Raw genomic sequence first — 15729 nt, 5'->3', positions numbered from 1 at the left:
CTTGAGCGGGACCATGAAACGCAAACCATCAACCGAGGCGACGTCCGCCTGGATCCGCCTGATGCGGGTGCAGAGCCGCGTGCTCGACTGCGTGGAGCAGGACCTGAAGAAGGCCGGCTTCCCGCCGCTCGCCTGGTATGATGCGCTTCTCGAGCTGTCGCGCGCGCCATCGGGCGAGCTGCGGCCCGTGGAGCTTGAGCGTCAGATGCTGATCCCGCAATATTCGACTTCGCGGCTGATCGACCGCCTGGTTGACGAGGGCCTCGCTGTGCGCCGCGAATGCAAGATCGACAAGCGCGGCCAGTTCGTCGAGATCACCGAAGCCGGTCGCGAGCTGCAGAAGCGGATGTGGGGTGCCTATTCCGCCGCAATCGAGAAGTATGTGGGCTCAAAACTGTCCGATGCGGACGCCGTCAAGCTCAGCGGTCTGCTCGACCGTCTCGGTTGCTCCTGCGGCGAGATGAAGCTGCCGGTCGCCAACGAAAGCACACCGTTGCGATGATCCCGCAGCAAACTAACATGTCCGCGCAACCGGTGGGTTCGCGGACCATCCCTGTCACCCGCGCGCGTTCGGTCGAAGCGCTTTTGATTAGAGTTTGATATGGCGCGAGACCAGATCGATATGACGCCGCTGCAATCACGCGACGAGCTCGTCGCGTGGTTCGAGGCCGGCTGCAAGCCGGTGGACGACTTCCGCATCGGCACCGAGCATGAGAAGACGCCGTTTACGCTCGAAGGCCGCTGCCCGGTGCCTTACGAGGGCGCGCGGGGCATCGGCGCGCTGCTCGAAGGCATGAAGCTCCTGCTCGGCTGGGAGCCGATCATGGAGAAGGGCAACATCATCGGCCTCTACGACGTTACCGGCGGCGGCGCGATCTCGCTCGAACCGGGCGGGCAGTTCGAATTGTCCGGCGCGCCGGTCGAGACCGTGCATCAGACGCAGAGCGAGCTGATGGCGCATCTGGCGCAGGTGCGTGAGATCGCGACCCCGCTCGGCATCGGATTTCTCGGCCTTGGCATGACGCCGTCCTGGTCGCGCGCCGACATTCCGGTGATGCCGAAGGGCCGCTACAAGATCATGACCAACTACATGCCGAAGGTCGGCAAATACGGCCTCGACATGATGTACCGCACCTGCACGGTGCAGACCAATCTCGACTTCTCCTCTGAAGCCGACATGGTCAAGAAGCTGCGCGTGTCGCTCGCGCTTCAGCCGGTCGCAACCGCCTTGTTTGCCAATTCGCCGTTCACCGAAGGCAAGCCCAATGGCTTCCTGTCGTTCCGCTCCGAGATCTGGCGCGACACCGACAATGCACGCTCCGGCATGCTTCCTTTCGCCTTCGAGGACGGCATGGGCTTTGAGCGCTATATCGACTATGCGCTCGACGTGCCCATGTATTTCGTCAAGCGCGGCGATGACTACATCGACGTGTCGGGCTCTTCCTTCCGCGCCTTCTTCGACGGCCGCAACAACAACCTGCCCGGCGAGCGTCCGACACTGTCGGACTGGGCCAATCACCTCTCGACCATCTTCCCGGAAGTGCGGCTGAAGCGCTACCTCGAGATGCGCGGCTCCGACGGTGGTCCCTGGGGCCGGCTGCCGGCGCTGTCGGCGTTCTGGGTCGGGCTGCTCTACGACAACGCCTCGCTCGATGCTGCCTGGGATCTGGTGAAGCACTGGAGCGCGCATGAGCGCCAGGCGCTGCGCGACGATGTGCCGCGCTTTGGCTTCAAGGCCCGGATCAAGGACCGCTATCTCTTCGAGATCGCCAAGGAATGCCTGGTGCTGGCCCATGCAGGCCTGCGGCGCCGCGGCCGGATCGACCAGATCGGCCGCGATGAGACCCGCCATCTGGAGCCGCTGGACCGCATCATCGATTGCGGACGGACGCCGGCCGAGGAGATGCTTGAAAAATTTCACGGCCCTTGGAAGGAATCCGTGGAACCGGCCTACGAGGACTACGCGTTCTAACTCAGCCGGAAGAGCGGCGCGCCGCCGTTCATCGCCCATACAGGTTTGCGGCGATCAAATGGCCGGCTGAAAAAACCTAAGCGCGTTCAATAACTCGAAAGCTGTTCTGATGGGGAAGGGCCACCTGGCTGGGGCCTTGATGGCAAAGGTCATGGCAAGAGCCATGACGACGATCGTGGTACAGGGTATGGCGTGGGTCATGCTGCTGGCGGTCCTGCTTGCCATCGTGCCCGCCAGCGCCCAGACGGCATTCGACCGGCCCGGCGGGGACTATTTCAACACGCCCGTGGCGTCAGGCGATCCCGAGGACTGCGCGCTGCTGTGCGAGCGCGACCGGCGCTGCCGGTCCTGGAGCTTCAGCTATCCCGACGTCGAGGGCGCGCCTGCGGTGTGCTGGCTGAAGAACACCGTGCCGCCGCGCATTCCGGCGAATTGCTGCATCTCCGGCGTTCGGGGCGCGGGCGTGATCGAGCCGCGCATTGAGGGCGTCGAGACCTCGATCGACCGCCCCGGCGGCGACCTGCGCAATTTCGAACTGAAGGCCGACGAAGGCGAGGAGGCCTGCAAGGCCGCATGCACCGCCGACAACAAATGCCGCGCCTTCACCTTCGCTCGCCCCGGCTACGCCGGACGCGAAGCGAAATGCTTCCTGAAGAAGGAAATCAAGCCGCCGCGCCGGAAGGCGGGGTTTACGTCGGGCGTGGTGAGGTAGGGATTCTCTCGTGCCCCGGGCGCAGCGCAGCACGCAAGTGGTGCGCTGCTGAACCGGGGCCCATGTCGCTGGGTCCCGGCTCTGCGTCGCGTCACTGCGTGCCGCGCCGCGTCCGGGACACTACTCCGCCGCAATCACCGTGATCTCCGGCCACGACGATTTCCATCGCGCGGCCTTTACCGCGTAACTCACCGCCGAAAAATTCGGCCCCGGATTGGGTCGCGCGATCAATCCCGCGACATCGCCGAACCCATGCGGCGCATAGACGTCGTAGCCATCGCCCGCGCGCCGGATGCCGATCTGGGTGTTTTGCGTCAGGAAGCGGTCGATGCCGTCGGTCGAACAGGTCAGCGGCGGATAGGGCAGACCGTGCTTGCCGGGATACCACAGATGCACGCGTGCCTGGTTGCGCGCTTCGATCTTCGCGCCGAGATGCACGAGGCTGGCCCCCAGCTTGCGGATCACCGCGTCTTCCGCCTCCCACGAGGTGTCAGGGTCGAAATAGAACACGTCGTAGTCGGCGATGCCGTGCCCGATCGCGCGTCCGGTGATCACGTTCCACGCCGTCTGCACCAGGCATCCCGACACCAGCCAGGCATCCGGCAGCGCAAGCTGCGCGAGCGCGTCGGTGATAGCGACGTTGACGGGATTGCGCAGTGTCAATGCGAGGAATTCGTCGCGGCTCATTGGGAATCGTAGGGTAGGCAAAGGCGCGCTCTTCGCGCGTCGTGCCCACCATCTCTCCAGGATGGCGACAGAAGTGGCGGGCACGCGTTCGCTTTGCCCACCCTACGATCTACGATCTCCGTGCCTCACTTCACCGCGGTGAAGAACCGGGCCATCCGGAAACCCGACAGCCAGGTCCAAACCGGCTGGCTGCGCATGCCGAGATCCCAGGAGCCGAGCACGGCATCGGCGCGGCCGACGAGATTGTCGATCGGCAACAGCCCGACGCCGCCGGAGCGCAGCGGCACGCGGCTGTCGGCGGAGTTGTCCCTGTTGTCGCCGAGCACGAACAGATGCCCGGCCGGCACCGTCACTTCCGGCGTGTTGTCGAGCGGGCCGTTGTCGCGCATCTTGAAGATGAGATGCGACACGCCGTTCGGCAGCGTCTCGACATAGCGATAGGCGGGCTCGTTGCCACCGCTGTCGTCCTCGGCCTGGCCGACGCCGTCCGGCTTCAGCTCGGCGGGACGGTCGTTGATGAAGAGCTGGCCCTGCCGCATCTGGATGCGGTCGCCAGGCAGACCGACCACGCGCTTCACCCAGGCCTGCGAGCGATCGCCGGGCCAGCGGAACACGACGACGTCGCCAAGCTTCGGCGTCTCGGCGAAGACGCGGCCGGTTTCCGGCAGGTTGATCTGGATCGGCAGCGACGAGGTGCCGTAGCCATAGGGGAATTTCGAGGCGAGCAGCGCATCGCCGATCAGCAAGGTCGGCTCCATCGAGCCCGATGGCACGTAGAACGGCTCGGCCAGCGCACCCTTGGCGATGAACACGGCGGCGACGATGCCGGCAAGCTGCACGAGCTGTCCGCGCCAGGTGCTGCTCTTGCCGCTGTTCTTGCCGCTGCGCCTGTCGCCGCTCTTGGGCTTGGTTGCTGCAGTCATTTTCTCAACGCTCATGCGCCCGTACCACCCACCGTAATCCGTTCCATCAGAAGCGTCGGCTGGCCGACGCCGACCGGCACGCCCTGGCCGTTCTTGCCGCAGGTGCCGATGCCGGTATCGAGCGCGAGATCGTTGCCGATTGCGCGGATGCGATGCAGGTCGGTCGGCCCGTTGCCGATCAGCATGGCGCCCTTCAAGGGCGCGCCCAGCTTGCCGTTCTCGATCTTGTAGGCCTCGGTGCACTGGAAGACGTATTTGCCCGAGGTGATGTCGACCTGGCCGCCGCCGAAATTCGCGGCGAAGACGCCGTTCTTCACCGAGGCGAGGATTTCGCCCGGCTCGCGGTCGCCCGCGAGCATGTAGGTGTTGGTCATGCGCGGCATCGGCACATGGGCGTAGCCCTGCCGGCGGCCGTTGCCGGTCGGCTTCATGTTCATCAGACGCGCGTTCTGGCGGTCCTGCATGTAGCCGACCAGGATGCCGTCATCGATCAGCACGGTGCGGTTGGTCGGTGTGCCCTCGTCGTCGATCGAGAGCGAGCCGCGCCGCGAGGCAATGGTGCCGTCGTCGACCACCGTGACGCCCTTGGCCGCCACCTGCTGGCCCATCAAGCCGGCAAATGCCGAGGTCTTCTTGCGATTGAAGTCGCCCTCCAGGCCATGACCGACCGCCTCATGCAGCATCACACCGGGCCATCCAGCGCCAAGCACCACGTCCATCTCGCCGGCGGGCGCCGGCACGGATTCCAGATTCACCAGCGCCTCGCGCAGCGCACCGTCAGCCGCGTCGCGCCAGTTCCTGGTCTCGATGAATTCGGCATAGCCGGCGCGGCCGCCATAGCCCTTACTGCCGCTTTCCTGACGATCGCCCTGCCCGGCGACAACGGAAATGTTCACGCGCACCAACGGGCGGATATCGCGATAGCTCTCACCATCGGGGCGGAGGATTTCAACCACCTGCCAGGTCGCCCCCAGACTCACGCTGACCTGCCGCACGCGCGGATCCTTGTCGCGCAAATACGCGTCGATCTCCGCGAGCAGCTTGACCTTGGCCTCAAAACCCGGCGCCTCCAGCGGATTGTCGTCGGCATAGAGCCGCACATTGGTGTGCGGCGGCGGCGCGGCGAAGCTTCCCGAATAGCCGCCGCGGACCGCTGCGACCGCATCGGCTGCGCGGATCAGTGCCGGCAGCGACACGTCGGAGGAATGCGCGTAACCGACCGCATCGTCTTTCACGGCGCGCAGGCCAAAACCCTGCGAGGTGTCATAGGTCGCCTGCTTCAGCCGCCCATTGTCGAACATCAGCGCTTCGGTCTGGCTGTATTCCAGGAACAATTCGCCGTCGTCGGCGCCCGAAAGCCCGCGCGCGACTTCGTGGCGAACCTGGTCGCGGTCGAGATTGGCGCGGTCGAGCAGGGAGGTTGTGGCAGGGTTGGTCATCAGCGATCCATTATCGGGAGATGTGGGGCAAGATAATGGTTTCAAAAGCGTTCGGCGAGGGGGCCGGCCGTCACATTACCGAAACGACATGGTCGGAATCGCGCCCGGTCATTCCTTCGGTTGCCCTCGTCTTAAGCCGGTTTTCAAGATTTTCAGCCTATACCGGCGCACCCTTATGGAAGGCGGCGGCCAAAGCATGTGGATTTCCCTGCTTGCGTTCTGGGACCAGTATCATGGTCTGATCATCGGCTTCGCGGTGCTGGCTCTGGTCCTGTTCGTCAACCAGCTCATCTATCGCCGCGGCTGGAAATCCTATCCCACGCGCGAACAGTACGTTGCGGCCCATCCAGGCTCAGCAACAACGGGCGGTGTCGTCTGCGCCAAATGCCGGCAGAAGGCCGCCGGGATGACCGTTGCCAGTGCCGGCCGCATCTATCGCTGCACCTGGTGCGAGACGGAGCTTTATCGCGTCGATAGGGCGTGAATTGCTGGCAGGTGGCAGCCAATACTCGTCATTCCTGGCAGTAACCCGCGGAAAGACTCTGGATTGCTTCGCTACGCTCGCAATGAAGATGGGGGCAGGTGGGGCGCCACGCGCTCAGTCGTCATGCCCGGGCTTGTCCCGGGCATCCACGTCCGTTCGCGATCGTCGTGATGCGTGGATGGCGGGGACGAGCCCGGCCATGACGGAAGCCGGGAGTGTGAAGGCGACAAGTGCCTGGGGGGCCTCGCGTCGCTACGGCAACTTGTCATACCCCTCGCCGAGCCCGTTCAAGCTGAGCGGGAAGCCGATGCCTTCCTCGGGGGTTTCGAAGATGATGAAGGTCGCGGTCTTGGCTGAGCGAAGCTGGCCGAGCAGCTTGTCGTCCATGACGACCTCGGCGACGCAACCATTGGGCAGGCAGCGGACGAAGCCGGCGCGGCCGACGTCCTGGTTGTCGAGCTTGAGGCCGAGGCCGGAGGGCAGCAGCACGCCGAGCGGTGCGACCACCCGCATCAGCCGGCTCTTCTGGTCGGCCGTCTTGAGCACGATCACGGTCAGCCCGGCATTGGAGCGGTCTTCGGCGACGACGCTCTGGATCAGGGCGCATTGCTCGGCCTGGGCTCCCGGCGGGGTGTCGCAGCGGATCTGCCAGTCACCATGGACCGAGCGCACCGCGCCTTGCGCATGCGCGAGGCCCGGCAGGAGGAGGATGGCGGCCACCAGGAGACAAGCCAGCGCGCCAAAATGGCGGTACGGAACGGGTTTGCCCATGCGTGTCGAAAGCCCCATCGGGGTCGATCCCTCTGTTCGCAACCTGTTTGGGCGGCTTCGCTTCCACTCAGGTACGGAAATGACGGCGGCTTAAAGGCGGATCCCAAGCAACCAACAAGCAAATCCCGCGCCGCGCGGGTCGCCTTTTCCCGCGCGAATCAGGCTCCTGCGGGGGCGACCGCTCAGTGCCTACAGCGGGCAATCCTGCTGTCAAGCCGCGACACTCCCGGGAACAGTGATTTTGTCTGAAATATCTTGCGTGTGATGGCTGGCAGACCGGGCTCAAGACTGCATTGCGATACATCAAGAATTATGGTTTGAGAGGCTTGATTTCGGCGTTCTAGCGATCTGGCCCCAATTCCTCTTAGAGGTATTCTTGCGCGGCGGTTTGTCGGACGGGCGGATCGAATAAGCGTTCCCCAAAAATAGGGGAGTGCATTGGGGTGATTTCGTAAGGGGAGCGCGAGCGGCATGAGGATGTCGATGGGCCGGATGGGCCGGCACTTGCTGGGATTGGTCGTAGCTGGCCTGACGCTGGCCACTGGCGGCGCGGCATTTGCCGAGCTTGGACAGCCGGCGCCGTGGGAGTGGACGCTTCAGCAATCCGCTTCCCCGGTGATGGACAACATCGTCTGGTTCCACAATTTCCTGTTCGTGCTCATCACCGTGATCACGCTGTTCGTGCTCGCGCTTCTGGTGATCGTGGTCGTGAAATTCAACGCGAGGGCCAATCCGGTGCCATCGCGGACCACCCACAACACGCTGATCGAAGTGCTCTGGACGCTGGTGCCGGTGCTGATCCTGGTCGGCATTGCGGTGCCGTCGTTCCGCCTCCTGTTCCTCGAGCTCGACGTGCCGAAGGCGGATCTGACCATCAAGGCCACCGGCAAGCAGTGGTACTGGTCCTACGCCTACCCCGACAACGGCAAGTTCGAGTTCGACTCGCTGATGGCGCAGGACAAGCAGCCCCGCCTGCTCGGCGTCGACAACGAGATGGTGGTGCCGGTGAACAAGGTGGTTCGCGTCCAGACCACCGGCGCCGACGTCATCCACGCGTTCGCGTTGCCGGCCTTCGGCGTCAAGATCGACGCGATTCCGGGCCGCCTGAACGAGACCTGGTTCAAGGCGACCAAGACCGGCATGTATTATGGCCAGTGCTCGGAGCTCTGCGGCAAGGACCATGCCTTCATGCCGATCGCTATTCGCGTGGTCAGCGATCAGGAATTCGCCTCCTGGGTTGAAACGGCGAAGAAGAAATATGCGAGCGGTGGCACGAGCACTTACGCCTCCGCGGCCGGCCCGGCGCAGTAAGCGCCGGTTCAGGGGACGAAAGGGCGGGACCTCTCGGGGTCCGAACGGGACGCAAGGCAGGATTTGAAAATGGCAACGAGTGCAGCGACACACGGCGATCACGCCCAAGACCACGCACACGACGATCACGCCCATCCGACCGGATGGCGGCGGTACGTCTATTCGACCAACCACAAGGACATCGGCACGATGTACCTGTTCTTCGCGGTCATCGCCGGCATCATCGGTGCTGCGATGTCGATCGCGATCCGCGCCGAGCTGATGTATCCGGGCGTGCAGATCTTCCACGAGACCCACACCTACAATGTGTTCGTGACCAGTCACGGCCTGATCATGATCTTCTTCATGGTCATGCCCGCGATGATCGGCGGCTTCGGCAACTGGTTCGTGCCGCTGATGATCGGTGCGCCCGACATGGCGTTCCCGCGCATGAACAACATCTCGTTCTGGCTGCTGCCGGCCTCCTTCGCGCTGCTCCTGATCTCGACCTTCGTCGAGGGTGAGCCGGGCGCCAATGGCGTCGGCGCGGGCTGGACCATCTACGCGCCGCTGTCGACCACGGGGCATCCGGGCCCGGCCGTCGATTTCGCGATCCTGTCGCTGCACCTCGCCGGTGCCTCGTCGATCCTGGGCGCGATCAACTTCATCACCACGATCTTCAACATGCGCGCGCCGGGCATGACCCTGCACAAGATGCCCCTGTTCGTCTGGTCGATCCTGGTGACGGTGTTCCTGCTGCTGCTGTCGCTGCCGGTGCTCGCGGGTGCGATCACCATGCTGCTCACCGACCGCAACTTCGGCACCACCTTCTTCTCGCCGGACGGCGGCGGCGATCCGGTGCTGTTCCAGCACCTGTTCTGGTTCTTCGGCCACCCCGAGGTGTACATCCTGATCCTGCCCGGCTTCGGCATGATCAGCCAGATCGTGTCGACCTTCTCGCGCAAGCCCGTGTTCGGCTATCTCGGCATGGCCTACGCCATGGTCGCGATCGGCGGCATCGGCTTCGTGGTGTGGGCGCACCACATGTACACGGTCGGCATGTCCTCGGCGACGCAGGCCTATTTCGTCGCTGCGACCATGGTGATCGCGGTGCCCACGGGCGTGAAGATCTTCTCGTGGATCGCCACGATGTGGGGCGGCTCGATCGAGTTCCGCGCACCGATGCTCTGGGCAGTTGGCTTCATCTTCCTGTTCACGGTCGGCGGCGTCACCGGCGTCGTGCTGGCGAATGCCGGCGTCGACCGCGTGCTCCAGGAGACCTACTACGTCGTCGCGCACTTCCACTACGTGCTGTCGCTCGGCGCGGTGTTCGCGATCTTCGCCGGTTGGTACTACTGGTTCCCGAAGATGACGGGCTACATGTACAACGAGGCGCTCGCGAAGCTGCACTTCTGGGTCACCTTCATCGGCGTCAATCTGGTGTTCTTCCCGCAGCACTTCCTCGGCCTGTCGGGCATGCCGCGCCGCTATGTCGACTATCCCGATGCGTTCGCAGGCTGGAATTACATCTCGTCGATCGGCTCGTACATCTCGGGCTTCGGCGTGCTGATCTTCCTCTACTGCGTGTTCGACGCGTTCGCCCGTAAGCAGGAGGCGGGAGCCAATCCCTGGGGGGCCGGCGCAACCACGCTGGAGTGGACGCTGCCCTCGCCGCCGCCGTTCCACCAGTTCGAAGTGCTGCCCCGCGTTCAGTAAGCAACCCTTCGCCGCGGCGCCTTTGATGGCGCCGCGGCTCTATCACGAAGCGAGTAGGTTTAAGTGTCGGTCCTCGATCAGAACGCCATCGATATCAGGATCTCCGAGGCGGAGGTCGGCGACTACATCGCGCTTTTGAAGCCGCGGGTGATGTCGCTCGTGATCTTCACCGCGCTGGTCGGGCTGATGATGGCGCCCGGGCATTTCCATCCCGTGCTCGCGATCACCTCGCTGCTCTGCATCGCGGTCGGCGCCGGCGCATCCGGTGCGTTGAACATGGCGCTGGAAGGCGACATCGACGCCAAGATGTCGCGCACGGCGAACCGACCAATCCCGCGCGGACGCATCACCAGGCCCGAGGCGATGGCCTTCGGCATGACGCTCGCCTTCTTCTCGGTGATGACGCTCGGCATCCTCGTCAACTGGATTGCGGGCGCGCTGCTCGCCTTCACCATCTTCTTCTACGTCGTGATCTACACCCTGCTCCTGAAGCGCTGGACCACGCAGAACATCGTGATCGGCGGTGCCGCCGGCGCGCTGCCGCCAGTGGTCGCCTGGGCCGCAGTGACCGGCACGGTCGACGTCGAGCCGCTGCTCCTGTTCCTCATCATCTTCTTCTGGACCCCGCCGCACTTCTGGGCGCTGGCGCTGTTCCGCTCGGACGACTATGCCCGCGCCGGCATCCCGATGCTGCCCAACGTCGCCGGCCCCGACGCGACGCGGCTGCAGATCCTGCTCTACACCGTCGTCCTGATCGCGGTGGCTGCGGCGCCCTGGGCGCTCGGTTATTTCGACTGGATCTACGGCGTCACCTCGCTGGTGCTCGGCGCCGGCATGCTGGTGCTCGCCATCAACGTCTATATGCGGCGCGAGCGCAGCCAGTCGCTGCGCGCGACGCGCAAATTGTTTGCTTTCTCCATTCTTTATCTGTTCGCGCTGTTCGCGACCCTGCTTGCCGAGGTCGTGTTCCGCGCCGTTGCTCCGATGGTAGGGGGCGCATGACGCTGGCATGCCCGACAAACCCGAGCCAGATGGAATCGTCCTCACCGAGGCGCAGAAGAAGAGCCGCCGTCAGCGCTCGATTGCGATCGCACTCGCGCTCGGCGTGCTCGTGGTGCTGTTTTTCGCGGTCACCATGGTCAAGGGACCAGCGGTGCTAGTTCGGCCATTGTAGGAAAGATGGATCAGAAGCCGACCATATCGCGGGATGAGAGCCGGAGGGCCACGAAGGGACGCGGTCTTTTCAATGGCCTCTTCAGTGGCCTTGGCCGCGACGCACTGGTCGCCTCGATCTGCGGCGGCGTGGTCGCGCTGATGGTCGGTGCCTCCTATGCGGCCGTGCCGTTCTACAATTGGTTCTGCCGCGCCACTGGCTTCAACGGCACCACCCAGGTCGCGACCGCGGCGCCCGCCACCGGGCCGATCGCGCGCAAGATCGCGGTGCGCTTCGATTCCAATGTCGCGCCGGGCCTGCCTTGGAAGTTCGAGCCGGAGCAGACCGAGATCGAGGTCAATATCGGTCAGGTCACGACCATCTACTACACCGTGACCAACCAGGCCGCGCGCACCACCGCAGGCCAGGCGGCCTACAATGTCGCGCCGCTGACGGTCGGGTCCTATTTCCAGAAGATCAACTGCTTCTGCTTCACCGAGCAGACCATGGCGCCCGGCGAGAAGCGGGAGATGCCGGTGGTGTTCTATGTCGATCCGTCGATTATCGATGACCACGACAATGACGGGCTGGGTACGATCACGCTGTCCTACACGTTCTATCCGGTGCGCGAGCCGGCGGTGAAGCCGCTTGCAGCGGGCGAGGACGACAAGCGCAAAGGCAATCTTTGATCGCCGGGCTCACCTCCGGGGATTGGAATCAAAGGGGATAAGTGCCTGACAGGCACGGGCTAAGGAGAGAGACGGAAATGGCGACCGCGCAAGGCAAGCATCACGACTATCACCTGGTCGATCCGTCTCCGTGGCCGGCCGTCGGCTCGGTCTCGGCCTTCATCATGGCACTCGGCGCGATCGCCTGGATGCACCACATGTTCGCGGCAGCGCCGATCATCTTCGGCGTCGGCACCGTGGGCGTGCTCTACACCATGGCGAGCTGGTGGGGCGACGTGATCAAGGAAGCCCAGTACAAGGGCGATCACACCCGCGTGGTGCAGATCAGCCACCGCTACGGCATGATCCTGTTCATCGCCTCCGAGGTGATGTTCTTCGTTGCCTGGTTCTGGGCCTTCTTCAACTCGTCGCTGTTCCCGGCCGACCCCGTCCACGCCACGCGCGACGCCGTGTTCGGCTGCGGCCTTGGCACCCAGATGGGCGCCTGCAGCGTGCCCGGCACCTGGCCGCCGCACGGCATCGAGACGTTCGATCCCTGGCACCTGCCGCTGCTCAACACCCTGATCCTCCTGACCTCGGGCACCACAGTAACCTGGGCGCACCATGCGCTGCTGGAGAACGATCGCCAGGGCCTCAAGTACGGCCTGATCCTCACCGTGCTCCTGGGCGCGACCTTCACCTGCGTGCAGGCCTATGAGTACAGCCACGCAGCCTTCTCCTTCGCTGGCAACGTCTACGGCGCGACCTTCTTCATGGCGACCGGCTTCCATGGTTTCCACGTGCTGGTCGGCACCGTGTTCCTGCTGGTGTGCCTGGCGCGGGCCTATGCCGGTCACTTCACGCCGAAGCAGCACCTCGGCTTCGAGTTCGCCGCCTGGTACTGGCACTTCGTCGACGTGGTCTGGCTGTTCCTGTTCATCTGCATCTACGTCTGGGGACGCGGCGCCGAAACCATGGCCCACGGCGCGCATTAAACGCTGGTCGATCGTGATATAAAGGGGCGGCCTTAGCGGCCGCCCCTTTTGCTTAAGGTATGGAGAGGGGAAGGAAAGTGCATGACCGAGTATCCTCCCACCACCGTTCTCCAGAGCGCGATGCGCGGGCTTGCCTGCAAATGTCCGCGCTGCGGACGGGGCAAGCTCTATACTGGCTTCCTCGCGCTCGCACCGTCATGTGAGGTCTGCGGCCTCGATTACGCCTTCATCGACTCCGGCGACGGGCCGGCGATCTTCATCATCATGCTGGCCGGCGCCATCGTGGTGGCCTGCGCGCTGATCGTCGAGGTCAAGTACCAGCCGCCGTTCTGGCTGCATGCGGCGCTCTGGCTGCCGCTGATCCTGGTCACTACGCTTTTGCCGCTGCGGTCGATGAAATCGCTGTTGATCGCGCTGCAGTTCCATCACAAGGCGGCGCCGGGCCGGCTGGTCGATCGCGCGAAATGAAGGGGACCGCGACGCGCCGCCGCGGCGTGGCGGGATTTGCCCTGTTCACGCTCGCCATGATCGCAGCCTTCATCGCGCTGGGTGTCTGGCAGTTGCAGCGCCGCATCGCTAAGCATGAATTGATCGCAGCGCTGACCGAGCGGCTTGCAGCGCCGCCCGTTGCGCTGCCGTCGCCGGCACAGTGGAGCACGCTCAACGCGGCTAACGACGAGTTTCGCCGCGTGAGCCTCACGGCGACCTACGCGCCGCTTCCCGACGCCATGGTCTACAGCTCCGGTTCGGCCGTGCGCAGGGATGCCGCCGGTCCCGGCACCTGGGCCTTCCTGCCGGCACGGCTGCCGACCGGCGAGATGATCGTGATCGATGCCGGCTTCGTCGAAAATACGATGCAGGAGCGCTCCGTCGAGGATCGTGCTGTAACCAAGCTCGTCACCGGCGGGCAGGTCGCGCTCACCGGATACTTGCGCTTTCCGGAAGCGGCGGGCTGGCTCACGCCCGGGGAGAACCGCACCAAGCGGCTGTGGTTCGTTCGCGATCAGCATCTGATGGCGAGTGCACTCGGCTGGGGTGCAGTCGCACCGTTCTACATCGATCTGGAACAGCCTGCGCCCGAGAACGGTGTCCCGCGTCCCGGATCGCTCGACGTGCATCTCCGGGATGACCACCTGCAATATGCCATCACCTGGTTCACGCTCGCGGGTGCAGTGCTGATCGCGTTCGGCGTGTGGGTGAGAGGCCGGCGGCGGAGCTGATCCGGCGCGGAACCGGAATCTTCCGGGCTTTACCATTCAGCGTCCATTCACGACTGTGGCCATAAGCCGCCGCGAAACGAATTCGCGTGAACAGATCGGGATGGATGCGTTGAGTGACTTCGACCAGATGGGCATTGTCGTCGACTGGCTGGACGCCTGTCGCAAGGGCGACCTCAGGTCGCTGATCGATCTCTATACCGATGATGCCAGCCTCGAATGCCAGTGCGGGGGCACGCATCTCTACCGCGGCCGCAGCGAGCTCGAAGCCTATTGGGGATCGCGGCTTGGCGCACTCTCCTCTGCCGGATTCGGGCTCGAGGACATCAGCCCCGCGCCGCAGGGCATCGAGCTCGAATATTCGATTGCCGGCTCGTTGCGCATCCGCGCCAGCTTCGGCTTCAGCGCCGATGGCAAGATTTCCCGGACCATTTGCGCGCCGGCCCGGCAGAATCCAATGGACTGCTCTGCGTGCTAAAACGTGGCGACGATTCATCCCAATTGCATTGCACTTTCGCGGGGCGCGACCCCGCGCTGCCAAATATGCAGGCGGGCGCAGCCAGACGCACGCAGGGTCTTCCCCATTTAGTTAAATTCTAACGCAGGTGGTATTTTCGCTCTTTCCATTTGTTCCCGCTGGCGTATCTGTTTGGGAAAGCGAGCGAGACCAATGCAAGACATCGTCAAGCCGGCTACGCGGATATTGATCGTCGACGACCACCCGGTCGTCGTATTCGGTTGCAGGTCGCTGTTCGCGTCAGATCACTCGATCCGGATCGATGAGGCCAGTGACGCAAAGTCCGGCCACCGCGCCTTCGTCAGCAAGCGTCCCGACGTCACCCTCATCGACATCAGCCTGCCCGACGTCTCCGGCTTCGAGCTGATGCGTCGTATCCGCAAGGACGATCCGGACGCCAAGATCATCATGCTCAGCACCAACAACGATCCGGCCTTCGTGGTCCGGGCGGTCGAGATGGGCGCGCAGGGCTATGTCTCCAAGGGCGACGACATCAAGATCCTCGTCAAGGCGGTGCGCAAGGTCGCTGCCGGTGACAATTTCATCTCGCCGCAGCTCGCGGAGGCCGTGACCTTTTCCAGCGCGGCGATCAAGGCCAACCCGGCCTCGCAGATGACGCCGCGGGAATTGGAAATCCTGCGGCTGCTGGGGCGCGGCGACAAGATCGTCGAGGTCGCCGAAGCCCTCGGCATCTCCTACAAGACCGTCGCCAACACCACGTCGCTGCTGAAGCAGAAGCTGGGCGCGAAAAGCCATTCCGACCTGATCCGGATCGCGGTGGCGATTGGGATGAACTGAGCTCGGTTCGTCCGCATCGAGCGGCTGCTTCGCCAGCGGCGGGAAAACATGGCAGGCGCACCACGCCGAGCTTCAAAGCAGGGTGCGATCGCGATCATCGCTTTGGAGCAAGCGGGAGAAGTTGGAACGTTCTCCGGGGCAAAGCGTTTTTGCCCTTGACGATGAGATGACACCCGACCACAAGCTCACGGCGAATGATTTGATGGGGCCATGGTTCGCGAACCGGCCTCCGAACGCGGATAAAACAGGTCTGCACACGTAACGACAGACCCTTCCAGGAGAGGGCTGCGGCATTGCCGCAGCCCTTTTTCTTGCGCCGCCTTTAGGCCTTGGGTGGCACGGGAAGCGGTTTCCCGATGCTGCAAAACGCTCTATGGTGCCTCCAGC

The 15729-nt window shown here is 64.1% G+C and carries 18 protein-coding genes; 14 read left to right on the top strand and 4 right to left on the bottom strand.

The genetic code is table 11. From position 1 onward, the window contains the following. Positions 1–13: 13 nt before the first annotated feature. From SO139_RS08745 to SO139_RS08735, 3 genes are all read left to right on the top strand, one after another. Positions 14–502: a MarR family winged helix-turn-helix transcriptional regulator gene (locus SO139_RS08745; protein WP_254102677.1), complete on the top strand. Its 489-nt coding sequence runs from the start codon at positions 14–16 to the stop codon at positions 500–502. A gap of 99 nt (positions 503–601) precedes the next feature. Next, positions 602–1972 (top strand): glutamate--cysteine ligase, encoded by a 1371-nt coding sequence (locus SO139_RS08740; protein WP_449379141.1) that lies wholly within the window; start codon positions 602–604, stop codon positions 1970–1972. Positions 1973–2081: 109 nt separating this feature from the next. Continuing rightward, entirely contained in the window at positions 2082–2684 is a 603-nt protein-coding gene (locus tag SO139_RS08735) for a PAN domain-containing protein (protein WP_498539948.1), read from the top strand. A 120-nt stretch (positions 2685–2804) separates the two neighbouring features. Here the strand turns inward: SO139_RS08735 and SO139_RS08730 are convergent, their stop codons facing one another. From SO139_RS08730 to tldD, 3 genes are all read right to left on the bottom strand, one after another. After that, the gene (locus SO139_RS08730; protein ID WP_449379143.1) at positions 2805–3371 is read right to left on the bottom strand and encodes a nucleotidyltransferase family protein; all 567 of its coding nucleotides are present in this window, start codon (positions 3369–3371) and stop codon (positions 2805–2807) included. A 125-nt stretch (positions 3372–3496) separates the two neighbouring features. After that, on the bottom strand, positions 3497–4309 hold the full coding sequence (gene lepB / locus SO139_RS08725; RefSeq protein WP_449379144.1) for a signal peptidase I: 813 nt from the start codon (positions 4307–4309) through the stop codon (positions 3497–3499). Then, on the bottom strand, positions 4306–5733 hold the full coding sequence (tldD, locus tag SO139_RS08720) for a metalloprotease TldD (protein ID WP_449379145.1): 1428 nt from the start codon (positions 5731–5733) through the stop codon (positions 4306–4308). The genes lepB and tldD overlap by 4 nt, the downstream gene beginning before the upstream one ends. An 88-nt stretch (positions 5734–5821) precedes the next feature. Between tldD and SO139_RS08715 the strand changes: the two genes are divergently transcribed. Continuing rightward, on the top strand, positions 5822–6217 hold the full coding sequence (locus tag SO139_RS08715; protein ID WP_449379146.1) for a hypothetical protein: 396 nt from the start codon (positions 5822–5824) through the stop codon (positions 6215–6217). A gap of 252 nt (positions 6218–6469) precedes the next feature. Here the strand turns inward: SO139_RS08715 and SO139_RS08710 are convergent, their stop codons facing one another. Beyond that, positions 6470–7006, bottom strand: a complete 537-nt coding sequence (locus SO139_RS08710) for an invasion associated locus B family protein (RefSeq protein ID WP_449379147.1) — start codon at positions 7004–7006, stop codon at positions 6470–6472. A 453-nt stretch (positions 7007–7459) separates the two neighbouring features. On the opposite strand from SO139_RS08710, the gene coxB reads away from it, so the two are divergent. The 10 genes from coxB to SO139_RS08660 all read left to right on the top strand — a co-directional run bounded on the left by coxB (position 7460) and on the right by SO139_RS08660 (position 15342). Continuing rightward, positions 7460–8299: a cytochrome c oxidase subunit II gene (gene coxB / locus SO139_RS08705; RefSeq protein WP_449379148.1), complete on the top strand. Its 840-nt coding sequence runs from the start codon at positions 7460–7462 to the stop codon at positions 8297–8299. A 69-nt stretch (positions 8300–8368) separates the two neighbouring features. Continuing rightward, positions 8369–9994 carry a cytochrome c oxidase subunit I gene (ctaD, locus tag SO139_RS08700; protein ID WP_449379149.1) on the top strand — a complete coding sequence of 542 codons (1626 nt, stop codon included), beginning with the start codon at positions 8369–8371 and terminating at the stop codon, positions 9992–9994. A gap of 63 nt (positions 9995–10057) precedes the next feature. Then, entirely contained in the window at positions 10058–10996 is a 939-nt protein-coding gene (locus SO139_RS08695; protein WP_449379150.1) for a heme o synthase, read from the top strand. A 7-nt stretch (positions 10997–11003) separates the two neighbouring features. Further along, the gene (locus SO139_RS08690) at positions 11004–11168 is read left to right on the top strand and encodes a cytochrome c oxidase system small membrane protein (protein WP_254102697.1); all 165 of its coding nucleotides are present in this window, start codon (positions 11004–11006) and stop codon (positions 11166–11168) included. Positions 11169–11173: 5 nt separating this feature from the next. Beyond that, entirely contained in the window at positions 11174–11836 is a 663-nt protein-coding gene (locus tag SO139_RS08685; RefSeq protein WP_449379151.1) for a cytochrome c oxidase assembly protein, read from the top strand. Positions 11837–11913: 77 nt separating this feature from the next. Then, entirely contained in the window at positions 11914–12810 is an 897-nt protein-coding gene (locus SO139_RS08680) for a cytochrome c oxidase subunit 3 (protein WP_449379152.1), read from the top strand. A gap of 81 nt (positions 12811–12891) precedes the next feature. Then, the gene (locus SO139_RS08675; RefSeq protein WP_449379153.1) at positions 12892–13278 is read left to right on the top strand and encodes a DUF983 domain-containing protein; all 387 of its coding nucleotides are present in this window, start codon (positions 12892–12894) and stop codon (positions 13276–13278) included. Next, positions 13275–14030, top strand: a complete 756-nt coding sequence (locus SO139_RS08670; protein WP_449379154.1) for an SURF1 family protein — start codon at positions 13275–13277, stop codon at positions 14028–14030. The genes SO139_RS08675 and SO139_RS08670 overlap by 4 nt, the downstream gene beginning before the upstream one ends. Before the next feature lie 109 nt (positions 14031–14139). Further along, a complete protein-coding gene (locus SO139_RS08665; protein WP_449379155.1) occupies positions 14140–14505 on the top strand; it encodes a nuclear transport factor 2 family protein in 366 nt (121 codons plus the stop codon). A gap of 192 nt (positions 14506–14697) precedes the next feature. Continuing rightward, entirely contained in the window at positions 14698–15342 is a 645-nt protein-coding gene (locus SO139_RS08660) for a response regulator transcription factor (protein ID WP_449379156.1), read from the top strand. Positions 15343–15729: the final 387 nt, after the last annotated feature.

It is taken from the genome of Bradyrhizobium sp. UFLA05-89 (genome assembly GCF_059803475.1).
Note: the sequence above shows the minus strand (reverse complement) of the source record. Positions and strands in the feature narration are given on the sequence as shown.